The 14,622-nt window shown below is 70.9% G+C and carries 8 protein-coding genes; 6 read left to right on the forward strand and 2 right to left on the reverse strand.

Annotated elements, in window-relative coordinates; genetic code table 11:
• Positions 1–32: 32 nt before the first annotated feature.
• From pglY to ACWEMJ_RS08165, 5 genes are all read left to right on the forward strand, one after another.
• Positions 33–4,037, forward strand: a complete 4,005-nt coding sequence (pglY, locus tag ACWEMJ_RS08145; RefSeq protein WP_452136139.1) for a BREX-2 system ATPase PglY — start codon at positions 33–35, stop codon at positions 4,035–4,037.
• 23 nt (positions 4,038–4,060) lie between these two features.
• Positions 4,061–6,937, forward strand: coding sequence for a BREX-2 system phosphatase PglZ (gene pglZ, locus ACWEMJ_RS08150; protein WP_452136206.1), 2,877 nt, complete (start codon positions 4,061–4,063; stop codon positions 6,935–6,937).
• Between the two features lie 37 nt (positions 6,938–6,974).
• A complete protein-coding gene (gene brxD, locus ACWEMJ_RS08155; RefSeq protein WP_452136140.1) occupies positions 6,975–8,309 on the forward strand; it encodes a BREX system ATP-binding protein BrxD in 1,335 nt (444 codons plus the stop codon).
• A gap of 17 nt (positions 8,310–8,326) precedes the next feature.
• Positions 8,327–10,468: a DEAD/DEAH box helicase gene (locus ACWEMJ_RS08160; RefSeq protein WP_452136141.1), complete on the forward strand. Its 2,142-nt coding sequence runs from the start codon at positions 8,327–8,329 to the stop codon at positions 10,466–10,468.
• 226 nt (positions 10,469–10,694) lie between these two features.
• Positions 10,695–10,847, forward strand: coding sequence for a hypothetical protein (locus ACWEMJ_RS08165; RefSeq protein WP_452136142.1), 153 nt, complete (start codon positions 10,695–10,697; stop codon positions 10,845–10,847).
• Here the strand turns inward: ACWEMJ_RS08165 and ACWEMJ_RS08170 are convergent.
• Complete coding sequence (locus tag ACWEMJ_RS08170) at positions 10,844–11,023, reverse strand: hypothetical protein (protein ID WP_452136143.1); 180 nt, start codon at positions 11,021–11,023, stop codon at positions 10,844–10,846. The two genes, ACWEMJ_RS08165 and ACWEMJ_RS08170, sit on opposite strands and share 4 nt — an antisense overlap.
• A 121-nt stretch (positions 11,024–11,144) precedes the next feature.
• Here ACWEMJ_RS08170 and ACWEMJ_RS08175 point away from each other — a divergent pair, with 121 nt between their 5' ends.
• Positions 11,145–11,477 (forward strand): ArsR/SmtB family transcription factor, encoded by a 333-nt coding sequence (locus tag ACWEMJ_RS08175; protein ID WP_452136144.1) that lies wholly within the window; start codon positions 11,145–11,147, stop codon positions 11,475–11,477.
• Between the two features lie 56 nt (positions 11,478–11,533).
• On the opposite strand, the gene ACWEMJ_RS08180 is transcribed toward ACWEMJ_RS08175, so the two are convergent.
• Complete coding sequence (locus ACWEMJ_RS08180) at positions 11,534–14,383, reverse strand: DEAD/DEAH box helicase (RefSeq protein ID WP_452136145.1); 2,850 nt, start codon at positions 14,381–14,383, stop codon at positions 11,534–11,536.
• Positions 14,384–14,622 lie beyond the last annotated feature (239 nt).

The raw sequence follows: 14,622 nt of genomic DNA on the forward strand, positions 1-14,622 counted from the left end.
CGGAGAGGCGAGAGAGTCACACCATGGCATTCATGAGCAAGGGCAAGCCCCGCGCCGAGGACCGGCCGCTGCTGCGCGAGCTGATCGACATCAAGGAAACGGTGTCGACGTCCGACTATGTACTGCGGCTGAGTGAGGCCGTCACCCCCGAGGGCGCGGTGGCGGCGCTGCGCGACTACGTCGTCACGGACCGGCTGAAGAAGAACTTCGAGGAGGCACTGGGCTACATCAAAGCGTCGTTGGACAGTCACTCGTCCAAGGCCGTCTATCTGCACGGTTCATTCGGTTCCGGTAAGTCGCACTTCATGGCGGTGCTGTATGCGCTGCTGTCCGGGCATCAGGCCGTCCGCTCCCGCGACGAGTTCGACGACGTGCGCGCCAAGCACGCGTGGCTGGACGAGGACGGCCGCAAGTTCCTGCTCGTGCCCTACCACATGCTGTCGGCGAAGTCTCTCGAACAGCGCGTGCTCGGCCGCTACGTCGACCATGTGCGCAAGCTGCACCCCACCGCTCCGCTCCCGCAGGTCTACCGCACCGACGGTCTCTTCGAGGACTTCGCGCAGCAGCGTCGGCTCAACGGCGATGCCAAGGTCATCGAGCAGCTGTCCCAGGCCACCTTGCCCGGCCCTTCACCCGCCAGCGCGCCCGCCGTCGCCGACAACGGCGGCTGGGGCGACCTCGTACCCGCCGGGGACTCCTCGTTCCGGTGGACGTCCGAGCTGCTCGACACCGCGGTGTCCGCACCCGAGGAGCACGAGAACACCAAGCAGCTCGACCTCAAGAACCCCACCACCCCGCAGGAGCTGCGCGCCCGGCTGGTGCAGGACCTCTCGCAGACGCTCTTCCCGGCTTTCGCCCGCAACTCCTCCGAGGACGCGAACGCGTTCGTCTCCCTCGACAAGGGTCTCGGAATCATCGCCGAGCACGCCAAGTCGCTCGGGTACGACGGCCTGATCCTCTTCATGGACGAGCTGATCCTGTGGCTGGCCGGTCTGATCTCCGATCAGAAGGCGATGTCCCGCGAGGCCGACAAGATCACGAACCTGGTGGAGGGCGCCGACGAGCGACGCGCCATCCCGATCGTGTCCTTCATCGCCCGCCAGCGTGACCTGCGTGAACTCGTGGGCGAAGAGCTGTCAGGCGCTGCCGAGGTAGCCGTGCAGGAGGGGCTGAAGCTGAGCATCGGCCGCTTCGACAAGATCACGTTGGAAGACCGGAACCTCCCGCAGATCGCTCAGGCACGGCTTCTGCAGCCCCTCACTCCCCAGGCTGAGGCGCAGATCGACGCCGCCTTCGACGAAGCGAAGCGGCTCAGGCCCGATGTGTGGCAGACACTGCTCGGGGACGACAAGTCCACGACCGGCGCCGATGAGGAGTCGTTCCGGCGGACATACCCCTTCTCTCCTGCCTTCATGGACACCCTCGTCCACATCTCGGGTGCGCTGCAACGCTCCCGTACCGGGCTCAAGCTGATGGGGCAACTGCTCTCCGACCACCGCGACGACTGGCGACTCGGGCAGCTCGTCCCGCTCGGCGACCTGTACCCAGCGCTTGTGGGCGGCGGTGACCAGGCGTTCACGGGTGAGGAGGAGGTGCACTTCAAAGCGGCGGACAGGCTGTACCAGGAGAAGCTGAGGCCGTTCCTGCTGCGCACGCACAACCTCGACGAGGACACCGTCGCCGCATACCAACGCGACCCTGAGTCCGTCACCGACCCCCAGCTGGTGCCCCGCTGCCGCGACTTCACCGGCGATCTGCGGCTAATGCACACCGTGCTGCTGTCCGCTCTCGCGCCGACCGTGCCGGCTCTCGCCGATCTGACGCTGAAGCGACTCGACGCGCTCAATTACGGATCGATCATCACCATGATCCCGGGCACGGAAGAGTCGCGGCTGTACACGAAGGTCGGTGAGTGGGCAGCCGCGATTCCGGAGATCAAGCGGACAGGTACGCAGAGCAACCCCGCTGTCCGCCTCGAGCTCACTGGCATCGACCTCGAGGCAGTCCTTGCCAATGCCCGGGTCCACAACAACCAGCACGCCCGCAAGACCAAGATGGAGGCCCTCCTGAAGGAGGCCCTGGCCATCACCCCGGGGCCGGACGGACTGGGCGGCTACGACCTGCTCAACCTGGTGTGGAAGGGCACTCAGCGGCAGGTCGAGGTGGTGTTCGGCAATGTCGCCGATCCCGACTCGCTCGGCGAGCTCGACCTCGGTCCTGCAGGTGACGAGGCCTGGCGTCTTGTGATCGATCTACCGTACGACGAGGGCGAGTTCACGCCGGTCGACGACGTCCAGCGGCTGCGCAAGGTACGCGAGAAGACCGGCGGTACGGTGCGCACCCTGGCCTGGCTTCCCAGCCATCTGACCCGCACCGCGCGCGACGACTTCGAGCTGCTCGTCGTCATCGACAAGCTCCTCGCCAACGACGACCGCTTCGACAACGAGTACGCACGCCGCCTCAAGCCCGACGACAAGATCCGCGCCAAGGCCATGTTCGCCTCACAGCGTGAGACCCTCAACGATGAACTCGGCAAGGTACTGAAGCAGGCGTACGGGCTGGAGAAGAAGAAGGAGGGCAAGGTCGCCCTCGACTTCGACCAGCACCTCGTCTCCCTTCGGAGCGACCTGCCCGAGGACAAGCTGAAGCTGTCGTTCGGCGCCACCCTGCACGGCGCCGCCTGCGACCTTGCCGGCAAACTGCTCGGCGAGCAGTTCCCGGCCCACCCCAACCTCGACCCGGAGAATCGCGGGTTTGCGGTGACCACGGCTGACCTGCGTACCGTCTTCGGGTACGTACGGGCGGCGGCGGAGAGCTCGGACGGGCGGGCCGAGGTCGCCGCCAAGGACCGCAAGGTAGTGGCGCGGATCGCGGGCGGCCTGCAGCTGGGCACCCAGCAGGAGGCGTACTACAAGCAGGCCTCGTACTGGCCCGACCACTTCCAACGGCTCGCCCGCCCGGACGGAGTGACCGAGCCGACCCTTGTACAGCTCGGCGACTGGATGAACAAGCCCGCACCGCGCGGCCTGCCCGAGTCGCTGCAGAAGCTGGTGGCCTCGGCGTATGCGGAGATGACCGACCGGGTGTGGGTGCTCGGTGGATCGCTGATCGACCCCGCCCCTGCCACACCTGCAGACCTCAGGTTCACGTACGGACTGCGTGAGCAGCCACTGCCCGACGAGGCGGACTGGATGGAGGCTCAGGCCCGCTTCCAGGCGGTGTTCGGCGCGAAGCCGCCGCAGTTGCGGCGCGGACGGATCGTCAACCAGTTCGCCGGACAGATCCGGCAGCAGGCACGCGGCTTCGTCGACGACGCCGACCGGCTGGTGACTGCCCTCGAGCGGCACCGGTCGCAGCTCGGGCTGGACGACGCCTCACCGCGCCTGGATCTCGCGCGGCGGGCCACTGCCCTGGTGCGGACACTGGCCGGGGACGGCACGGTGGCGGGGACCGCTGCCGCTTCGGGTGGGGCGAAGGGTGTCGTGGAGGCACTCGCTCGGTTCGACCTCGGCGGGTTCACGGCTCAGCGATTCGGTACCTCGCTGAAGACGGCCGGGAAGGTAGTGGACGCGCTGCACCGGGCGGGCTGGGAGGAGCTGAAGCTGGCGGACGGTTACGGCGTCGAGGGCCTGGCGATCGTCGCCCGCCTGCAGGAAGCCGCTTCGGGCGATCCCGTCGAATTCCCGGACTTTCCCGTGCTGTTGAGCACCGCCGGGAGCAAGGTCATCGCTCTGGTGCAACGCGAGCGGGCGGCCAAGCAACAGGCTGAACGGGAGGCCGACAAGTCGGAGCCGGCCGTCGTCGCGAAGCCTGACGACATCGACCTCAACGGCGGTTCCGCACACCCACCGATCAGCAACGGAGAAGCGGCCGAAGGGAGAGGGGCGGGCACCCAACCCAAGCCCGGTGCGCGCCGTTCCGGCAGCAGCCGCACTACCGCCGCGCAGGCCGTCGCCTCGCTGCGTGCGGAGATCGCCGGGCTGGCCGAGCTGGACCCGAACGCCACCGTCGAGATCATCTGGAAGGTCGTCGACTGATGTCCGAGTCCGCCACGTCCGACATGGCCGTTGCCCCAGCAGGACCACCGCGGCTTCCGGCGGCCACTGTCGCTCAGTACGTCGCCTCGCGCAGCGCCCTGAACGACGGAGGGCGCCATGTCCTTCTACTGCGGGCTGCCCCGGTGTGGGACGGGCCTGCCGCGTTGCGAGCCCCGAACGGGGCGCGGGCCCGGGTGACGGCCATGCCTTCAGTCCTCGGCGTGCACGAGCAGATCCTGCGTCATCTGGGTGACGCCGACAGAGGAGGCCCCACCGAGCCTCTCGTCCTCGTCATCCTGACGGACCGTGAGGACACCGAGCTCGACCCCGCGCTCCTGGCGCGTACCTACGGGCGGCGGATCCGCGAGGTCGACAACTGGGAGGTCGTTCGGACCGCTTTCGGTGCTCAGGACATCGACACACGGCTGCGCGCCGAGAAGTGGGCGGCCGAGGCCCTACTGGGCTCGGCCGGACGGCTCGACCGAGCCGGGTTGGGCCGTCGGGTGCTCTCGCGTGACGAGGCCCTCGGGCTGCTCGCCCGGCGCGTCCTCGGCCTCGACGAGGCAGCCGAGGCGGGCCTGGTGGAGCCGTCCGCGGCCGGGGAGCGGATCGACGCGGTACAGCTGCTGCGCTGGACGCTGCTGCCCGGCGGTCCGCAGCGCCTCGCCGGGGCACGGGCCGCCGAGCGGCGGGGCATCGGACGCTTTCTCGGCGAGCCCGACCAGGCGGGTTCGACGGGGCGTTGCGTCGCCGCGCTGTGCGAGGCGGGCAACGGCGCGGACGCACTCGCCTTCGCCGTGGTGTGCGCCGCGCTGTGGGCGCGCGGGAGCGGTGGCGAGGCGGTGTTCCGGGCGCGCGGGCGCGCCGAGCGGTTCTTCGGCGAGCGGCTGCCCGGCAAGGGCGAGGAACTGGACGATCTCTTCGCCGTGTTCGGCCGGACCGGCGAGGGGTATGTGCGCTCCCTGCTCGAGCGCGGCGAGCGTCGGCTCGCAGACCCAGTGCTCGCTCGGGCGGCGCAGCTCACCGCGCAGTTCGGCGCCGAGTCAGTGGCCGGGGCGAGCCTGGTGCTTCAGAGCGGGCTCGATGCCCGGTTCACGGCGGCCGGCCACGCCCTGACCGCGCAGGATCGCGCACAACTCATTGAGGTCCTGGGCGAGTTGTCCGAGCATGCGCTCGCCGGGGAGACGCAGACTCTGGCCCGTGTCGAGCGGGTGCGGATGGCCGCGCGGCTGCGGCGGTGGCTCGACTCCGACCCCTCCGCGGAGATCCCCACCGTGGCGGCGGGCATAGAGCGGCAGCTGGCCGAGTTCGGCTGGGCCGACCGGGCGCTGGAGCATCTGGAGGCCGGCGGCGACGAGGACGCCGTCCTCGCGGCCGCGTACGACACCGTCGCCCGCGAGGTGCGTACCCGACGCCGACACCTGGACCGCGAGTTCTCCGAACGGCTCGCCGTGTGGACCGCAGGGGGAACACCGCCGAAGTCGCTGTTGACGGTGGAGACGTTCCTTGAGCGGGTCGTCGCGCCGATCACGTCGACCGCCGTCGGGCGGCGCATCCTGCTGCTCGTCATCGACGGCATGAGCGCGGCGATCGCCGCAGAACTCGGCGAGGAACTGCGGCGCGGCTGGGCCGAGTTCGATCCCCTGGCAGGGACCTCGCGCGAGTCCGGGCCGGTACGACGGGCGATGGCGGCGGCGCTGCCGACGCTGACTGCCGTCAGCCGCACCAGCTTGTTCGCGGGCGCGCTGATGAAGGGCGACCAGGGCGACGAGAAACGGCTCTTCCCCCAGCACCGATTCTGGAAGAACGCATCCGCCGCTGTATTCCACAAGGACGACCTGCGGTCCGAGGAGACCGGATCGCCGTTCTCGGACGCCCTGAGCACGGCCCTCGCAGCCGAGCGCGGGCATGTCGCGGTCGTCCTCAACACCGTTGACGACCGGCTCGCCAAGGAACAGAAGCTCGGCAACGGCGCCTGGACGGTCAGCGAGGTCGGCGGGCTCGCCCCGCTGCTCCGCGCCGCGCGTGCGTCCGGCATGACCGTACTGATCACCTCCGACCACGGGCACGTCGTCGACCGTCACGGCGAGCGGGTGGAAGCCGGCAGCGGGGTCATCGGCTCCGCGCGGCACCGTACGCCGGGCGGTCCGGTGGCCGAGTGCGAAGTCGAGCTGTCCGGGCCGCGGGTGGTGTGGCCCGAGCCCGACGGGGCGATCGTCGCCCTTCGCGACCATGACAGCCGCTACACCGCCCGCAAGGCCGGCTACCACGGCGGCGCCACCCTTGCCGAGGTCGCCATCCCGGTCCTCGCGCTCCTGCCGTTCGGTGCCGAACCGCCCAAGGGGTGGCGGGAGGTGAGCGATCCGACACCGGCATGGTGGTTCCTCGACGCCGAGGCCGAGATCCGCGAACCCGCTGCACCAGCGGCCCCGTCCGTTTCTGCGAACAGCGCGAAGAAGCCGAGTCGCCGACGTACGCAGCAGCCGGCAGAAGCGACCCTCGGTCTGTTCGACATCGACCAGGTCGCCATCCCCGAGCCGCAGCCAGAACCTCAGACAGCACCGCAGCCGGAGCAGCCCGCACCGTCCGCAGGACCTGCTGCCGACCTCGTACGACGGCTGACCGCGAGCGAGCTCTACCAGGCGCAGCTCGATCTGCTCGCCCGCAAGCCACGCGGCGACGCCGTACCGCGCGCACTGACCGCATTGGTCGAAGCGGGCACGCTGTCGATGACCGCGCTCGCCGAGCGCGCCGGGCAGCCCGCCACGCGTGCGGCAGGCTTCGCGGCGACCCTCGCGCAGCTCCTCAACCACGACGGCGCACCGATCCTGGAGATCCTCCCCGACAACCGCACGCTGCGGCTCAACCGGGCGCTCCTGCGTACCCAGTTCGAGCTGTAAGCCCCATACATCCTGACTGAAAAGGCAACGTAAGCACGTGAACAACCCTGAAGCGGCAAGCGGCGCTGTCGGCGCGGTACGGCGGCGGGCCGTCCTCGACGCGCTGCGCCGCGGCGCCGTCCCCGACAGCGGCCTGGACCTCCTGGCCACCGGTCTGGGCCGGTTCGAGCAGGCCGTGGACGAGGAGCTGCAGACGGCGGCGTCCGGCGGCTCGGTGTTCAAAGCGGTACGCGGTGAGTACGGCTCCGGCAAGACGTTCTTCACCCGGTGGCTCGCCGAACGCGCCAAGCGCCGCACGTTCGCCGTCGCCGAAGTGCAGATCTCCGAGACGGAGACGCCGTTGCACAAGTTGGAAACGGTGTACCGGCGGCTCACCGAGCGGCTGACCACGGCGAGTTTCCCGCCCAGCGCACTGCGGCCGGTCATCGACGCATGGTTCTACGCGCTGGAGGAAGACGCGCTGGACGACGGGGTGGCTGAGGACGAACTGCCTGCCGCCGTCGAGCGGTTGCTCACCGCGCGGCTCGCCGAGGTATCCCGGCACGCACCCGCCTTCGCGGCCGCACTGCGCGGGTACCGGCAGGCGCTCCAAGCCGGTGACGAGGCGACGGCCGCCGCCGTCCTGTCCTGGCTCGGCGGACAGCCCCACGTCGCCGCCTCCGCCCGGCGGGCCGCAGGGGTGCGCGGCGACCTGGACCACTTCGGCGCGTTCGGTTTCCTGCAGGGACTGCTCACGGTACTGCGCGACAGCGGGCACGCAGGCCTGGTCCTGGTGCTCGACGAGGTCGAGACACTGCAACGGGTACGGTCCGACGCCCGTGACAAGGCCCTCAACGCGTTGCGGCAGTTGATCGACGAGGTGCACTCCGGCCGCTTCCCCGGCCTGTACCTCATCATCACAGGCACCCCGGCGTTCTACGACGGCCAGCAGGGCGTGCAGCGCCTCGCACCGCTCGCGCAGCGCCTGGCCACCGATTTCACCACCGACCCGCGCTTCGACAACCCGCGTGCCGTGCAGGTGCGGCTACCCGGCTTCACGGCCAACTCGCTCACCAGCCTCGGAGCCACCATCCGCGACCTGTACGCGCAAGGAGCCGACTCCCCGGAGCGGATCGGCAAACTCGCCGACGACGCGTACATCGCCGACTTGGCGGGCGCGGTCGGCGGGGCGCTGGGCGGGAAGGTGGGGGTGGCGCCGCGGGTGTTCCTCAAGAAGCTCGTCGGCGATGTCCTGGACCGTATCGACCAGTTCCCCGACTTCGATCCGCGCGTCCACTACCGCCTCACCCTGCGCGGTGGTGACCTGACCGACGTGGAGCGCAACGCGGCTGCCCTCACCGGGTCGGCGGACGAGATCGAACTGGAGCTGTAGCCGTGGGCTCGGGAGTGGTGAGTTCGGACCCGGTGGAGCGGCTCGATCCGGTGATCGTGCACCACATCGTCAATACCTTGGGCTGGCCCGACCTACGCCCACTTCAGAAGGCGGCCGTCGGGCCGCTTCTCGACGGCGAGGATGCGGTGCTGCTCGCCCCGACGGCGGGCGGCAAGACGGAAGCGGCCGTCTTCCCCATGCTCTCGGCCATGGCCCAGCACGGCTGGACGGGAACGTCAGTGCTGTATCTGGCCCCGCTGAAAGCCCTGTTGAACAACCTCGTTCACCGCGTCGACGGCTACGCGCAGTGGCTCGGGCGGCGCGCCGCGCTATGGCACGGCGACACCTCGGAGGCCGTGCGGCGCCGGATCCGGGTCGATGCCCCTGACGTGCTGTTGACCACACCCGAGTCGCTCGAGGCCATGCTGATCAGCGTCAAGACGGACCATGCGCTGATGCTCGGTCAGGTGCGGGCCGTCGTCATCGACGAGGTGCACGCCTTTGCCGCCGACGACCGAGGCTGGCATCTTCTCGCCGTACTGGAACGCCTGGAGCGCCTGACCGGCAGGCCGATCCAGCGGATCGGCCTGTCCGCGACGGTCGGCAACCCCGACACACTGCTCACCTGGCTGCAGGGGGCCCTGCCGAAGGAGCGGGCGGGGCGAGTCGTCGCACCGGACCTGCCCCCCGCATCCAACGTATCCGATGTATCCGACACCGCAGTTGCGCGTCCGTCAGGCGACGTGGAACTAGACTACGTCGGCTCGCTCGCCAATGCCGCCAAGGTGATCGAGGCCCTGCACCGGGGCGAGAAACGGCTCGTGTTCTGCGACTCGCGCAAGCAGGTCGAGGAGTTGGGTGCCGCGCTGCGGGAGCGCGAGGTCACGGTCTTCCTCTCGCACGCGTCCTTGTCGGTCCAGGAGCGCGCCCGGTCCGAGGCTGCCTTCGCCGAGGCCCGCGACTGCGTGATCGTGTCCACGTCCACGCTGGAACTCGGCATCGACGTCGGCGACCTGGACCGTGTCATCCAGATCGACTCACCGTCCACCGTCGCCTCGTTCTTGCAGCGCATCGGCCGTACCGGGCGGCGGGCCGGCTCGTCGCGCAACTGCCTGTTCCTGGCAACCCGCGAGGACACCCTGCTCCAGGCCGCCGGCCTACTCACGCTGTGGTCGCGCGGCTGGGTCGAGCCCATCACCCCGCCGCCCTCGCCCCGCCACCTGGTCGCCCAGCAGCTCCTCGCGGTGATCCTGCAGCAGCATCAGCTCGGCGACCAGGTGTGGGCCGAGCAGTGGAACGGCCTCGCGCCATTCGACGCCTCCGCGCAGCCCCTCGTCGACCATCTCGCTGCACAGGGCTTCCTGGACCGGGACGGCGGGATGCTGTTCATCGGGCCCGAGGCCGAGAAGGCCTTCGGGCGACGGCACTTCATGGAGCTCACCGCTTCCTTCACGGCCCCTCCCGAGTTCACCGTGCTCGCCGGGCGCGCGGAGATCGGCACCACCGACCCCTCCGTACTCACCGAGGAACGGCCAGGGCCACGGCGCCTGTTGCTCGCCGGACGCAGCTGGCAAGTCACCTTCACCGACTGGGCGCGGCGGCGAGTTTTCGTCGAACCGGTCCAGGACGGCGGCGTGGCCAAGTGGCAGGGCAGCGAGTTCCGCGGCCTGTCCTTCGCCCTCACGCGTGCGATGCGCGACGTGCTCCTCGGCGAAGACCCCGGCGTCCGCCTCACCCGTCGCGCGGAGACCGCCCTCGCGGTGCTACGCACCGATCGTGCACCGCGCGAAGTCCATCCTGCCGGAACTCTCCTGGCACGCGACGCCGACGCGGCCCGCTGGTGGACCTGGGCCGGCTACCGGGCCAACGCGACCCTCACCGCGTCCCTCGGCAACCTGGCCGACCCCGTCCAACGCCCCACCGACACCCACGTACGCCTCCGCCAGGACCTCTCGCCCGCCGACTGGAAGGCGGCTCGCGCGGAACTGCCCGACTCCCTCACCCTGCCCTCGGTCGACCCGCGCGCGGTCCGCGGCCTGAAGTTCTCCACCGCGCTCCCCGAACGCCTTGCCACAGCGACGCTCGCGGAGCGCCTGGCCGACCTTGATGGCGCCCTGGCCGCAGCCCGGGAACCGGTGCGCATCGAGTGGGGTGGCTGAAAGCCGCCAGCGTTCGTGCTGCGCCGCACCCGGTTCCCGAGGGGAGCACGAAGTCCACGGCCTACGCCAAACCGGGCAGGCCGTTGCCCTGCAGGGCAGCTGCCGTTCAACGCAGGCGTGGGCCCTGCTGTTCCTGCCGGGCCTGCTGCGGGCGCGGCTGGACTGGCTGTGACTGACCAGCCCGGCGCTGGGCCGGGGCCTGTCGCTGGTCGGCGGGCTCGACTCGGTGGTTCGGCCTGGGCCGGGTGGCGCGGACGGGCTGTCCGCCGCGCTGCTCGAGTTCGTCGCGGTGGGCCTGGCGCTCGGCCTGGCGGCCGGCTCGGCGAGGGTCGGCTGGAGCCGGTCCTCCGCCTGCTGCTGCTCGGGCTGGGTGGCCTAGGTGGGGAGCTGGCGGCGTTCGGCAAGCACGGTGCTGACGTGTTCGGCGATGTGTTGCTGGGCCAGGGCGGCGTCGTCCAGGCGGGGGCGGCCGGTGAGCCAGGTGGCGCCGGTCCGGGCCGCGACAGTGCGCAGGATCTCGGTCTGGTCTGCGTCCGGGCAGGGTGCGGTAGACACCGGCGGCGAGTCGGCGGAGGGCCTGGTGGTCGCTGTCCGCGGTGGCTGCCGCCGGGGTGTTCGGGGCGGTGGCGATTCGGCGGGCGGTGATGGCGGCTTCGGTGGCCGTCCAGTAGGCGTGGTGGCCGGTGCGGCCTTCCTCGATGTACGGGCCGGCGGGCTGGGCAGCGGTGTCGTCGGTGACACGGTACTGGTCGCGGTAGGCGGCGACGACGGCGAGCTGCTGCTGATCGGAGGGACCCGCGTCGAGCTGCTGCGCCTCCTGGCCGAGGAGCGTACGACGACCGAGCTGGCACGTCGGCTGGGGGTCAGCGCGGCCACCGTCTCGGCGCACACCGCGGCTCTGCGCGGCGCCGGGCTGATCTCGACCTCGCGGGCCGGCCGGGCCGTCCTGCACCGCCGGACCGCGCTCGGCGACCTGCTGCTGCGGCAGCGCCCGGACCGGACGCAATGACGGGGCCCGGCCGCTCGGGCGAGGAGTGGCCGGGCCCATCGTGTGCGGGAGAGTGGTTACCCGACGGAGGAGTAGGCAATGATGCCGCGGCGCATGCCGTCGACGGCCTTGCGGGCGGTGCGGCGGAGGTCGAGGTTCTCGCCGGCGGCGTCCTGGATCTGGCCGAGGACGTCGATGAGCTGCTTGGTCCAGCGGACGAAGTCGCCGGCGGGCATGTCGGCGTCGCGGAGGACGGCGTCGAGGTCGTGGCCGAGGGCCCAGCGGTAGGCGGCCCAGGCGAAGCCGAGGTCGGGTTCGCGCTGGCCGACGCCCTCGGCGGTGGAGATCTTGTGCTGCTCCTCCAGGGCGTCGAGCTTGCCCCAGATGCGGACCATCCGGCCGAGCGCGTCCTTGGCGCCGCCCTCGGGGACGCGCGGGGCGGTGGCGTCGTCGGACTGCCGGGCCTCGTAGACCAACGCGGAGGCGCAGGCGGCGAGTTCGGCGGCGGCGAGACCGTCCCAGACGCCTTCGCGGATGCACTCGGAGGCGAGCAGGTCGAGTTCGCCGTAGAGCCGGGCGAGGCGCTTGCCGTCCGCGGTGACGGTGTCGCCGCTGAGGTAGCCGAGCTCGGTGAGCAGGCCGCAGACCCGGTCGAAGGTGCGGGCGATGGTGTGGGTGCGCGAGCGCATCCGGCGTTCGAGGAGTTCGGTGTCCCGATGGAGGCGGTGGTAGCGCTCGGACCAGCGGGCGTGGTCCTCGCGCTCGTCGCAGCCGTGGCAGGGGTGCTGGCGCAGCGCGCTGCGCAGCCGGGCGATCTCGGGGTCGTCGGCGGCGGCGGCGCGGCCCTTGCGGTAGCGCTCCGGTTCGAGGTGGCCGGCCTTGGTGCGCAGCGCGGAGGCGAGGTCGCGGCGGGACTGCGGGCTGCGCGGGTTGAAGGACTTGGGGATGCGCATCCGGTCCATGGCGGCGACCGGGTGCGGGAAGTCGATCATCGCGAGGCGCTTGACCTGGCGTTCCGCGGTGAGCACGACGGGCCGCGGCCCGTCCTGGTAGTCGGGGTGGCGCGGGCCGGTGCGGCCGTGGCGGCCCCGGACATCCGGCGGCAGGCCGGGGTCGAGGACGAGGGCGAGGCCGGCGAACTTGCCGGTGGGGACGTGGATGATGTCGCCGGGCTTGAGCTGCTCGATCGACTCGACGGCGGCGGCGCGGCGCTGGGTGCTGCCTTCGCGGGCGAGTTCGTTCTCGCGGTCCTTGAGCTGCCGGCGCAGCGACATGTACTCGTCGAAGTCGCCGAGGTGGCAGGTCATCGACTCGCGGTAGCCGTCCAGACCCTCTTCGTTGCGCTGGACCTGGCGGGCGATGCCGACGACCGAGCGGTCGGCCTGGAACTGCGCGAAGGAGGTCTCCAGCAGTTCGCGGGAGCGGTGGCGCCCGAACTGGCCGACCAGGTTGACGGCCATGTTGTAGGACGGCCGGAAGGACGACTTCAGCGGGTAGGTGCGAGTGCCGGCCAGGCCGGCCAGCGCCTCCGGGTCGAGGCCGCGCTGCCACAGGACCACGGCGTGGCCCTCGATGTCGATGCCGCGGCGGCCGGCCCGGCCGGTGAGCTGGGTGTATTCGCCGGGGGTGATGTCGGCGTGGGTCTCGCCGTTCCACTTGACGAGCTTCTCCATGACCACCGAGCGGGCGGGCATGTTGATGCCGAGGGCGAGCGTCTCGGTGGCGAAGACCGCCTTGACCAGGCCCTGGACGAAGAGTTCCTCGACGACTTCCTTGAACCTGGGCAGCATGCCGGCGTGGTGGGCGGCGATGCCGCGCTCCAGGCCGTCGAGCCACTCGAAGTAGCCGAGCACGTTGAGGTCCTCGTCGGGGATGTCGCGGCAGCGCTCCTCGACGAACTGGCGGACCTTGAGGCGGTCGGCGTCCCGGTTCAGGCGCAGGCCGGAGTTGAGGCACTGCTGGACGGCGGCCTCGCAGCCGGCCCGGCTGAAGATGAAGGTGATCGCGGGGAGCAGGCCTTCGGCGTCGAGCCGGTCGATGACGTCGACCCGGCCGGGCGTCCAGATCCGGCCGGGGCGGCCGGCGGGCATGGAGCGGCCGCGGCCCCGGGCGAAGCGGTCGCGGCCGCGGTCGCTCTCGGAGCGGGCGAGGCGCACCAGTTCGGGGTTGACGGCCTTGGCGGGGTTCTTCAGGCTGCCCTTGGGGCGGCCGTCCCGGTCGGGGCTGGCGAACAGGTCGTACATCCGGTTGCCGGCCATCACGTGCTGCCAGAGCGGGACGGGGCGGTGCTCGGAGACGATCACCTCGGTGCCGCCGCGCACGGTGTCCAGCCAGTCGCCGAACTCCTCGGCGTTGGAGACGGTCGCGGACAGCGACACCAGCGTGACGGATTCGGGGAGGTGGATGATGACCTCCTCCCAGACGGCGCCGCGGAAGCGGTCGGCGAGGTAGTGGACCTCGTCCATCACCACGTAGCCGAGGCCGTCGAGGGCGCTGGAGCCCGCGTACAGCATGTTCCGCAGCACCTCGGTGGTCATCACGACCACCGGGGCGTCGCCGTTGACGGAGTTGTCGCCGGTGAGCAGGCCGACCTTGGCCTGGCCGTAGCGCTTGACCAGGTCGCCGTACTTCTGGTTGGACAGCGCCTTGATCGGCGTGGTGTAGAAGCACTTGCGCCCGGCGGCCAGCGCCAGGTGGACGGCGAACTCGCCGACGATGGTCTTGCCGCTGCCGGTGGGGGCGGCGACCAGGACGCCCTTGCCGCTCTCCAGCGTCTCGCAGGCGCGGACCTGGAAGTCGTCGAGCGGGAAGTCGTACAGCTGCTGGAAGCCGTAGAACGCCGTGGCCTGCTCCTTGGCGCGTTCGCGGGAGGCCGCGTAGCGCTCGGCGGGGCTGAGCTGCTCTTCGGGCGTGGGGTTGCCGTGCACTGGCGTCACCTTTTCTTCCCGTGGGTGTGGCTGGACGGGGGCGCAGACGGCGACGCCTGCGGCTGCGGGGCCGTGGCCGGGGCGGGCGACGGGGCGCAGCGGGTGCTTGGGGTGTGGTGATCGAGCATCTCAGCCTGAGATTACCCGCCTGGAGTGACATCAACAGCCGACTTTTCCGGTAGCTGAAACGGCGGGCGGGCGACGGTGCGAAGGGTGATCGGACAGCTGCTCGGGGTGAT

Source organism: Kitasatospora sp. NPDC004531, assembly GCF_053602195.1.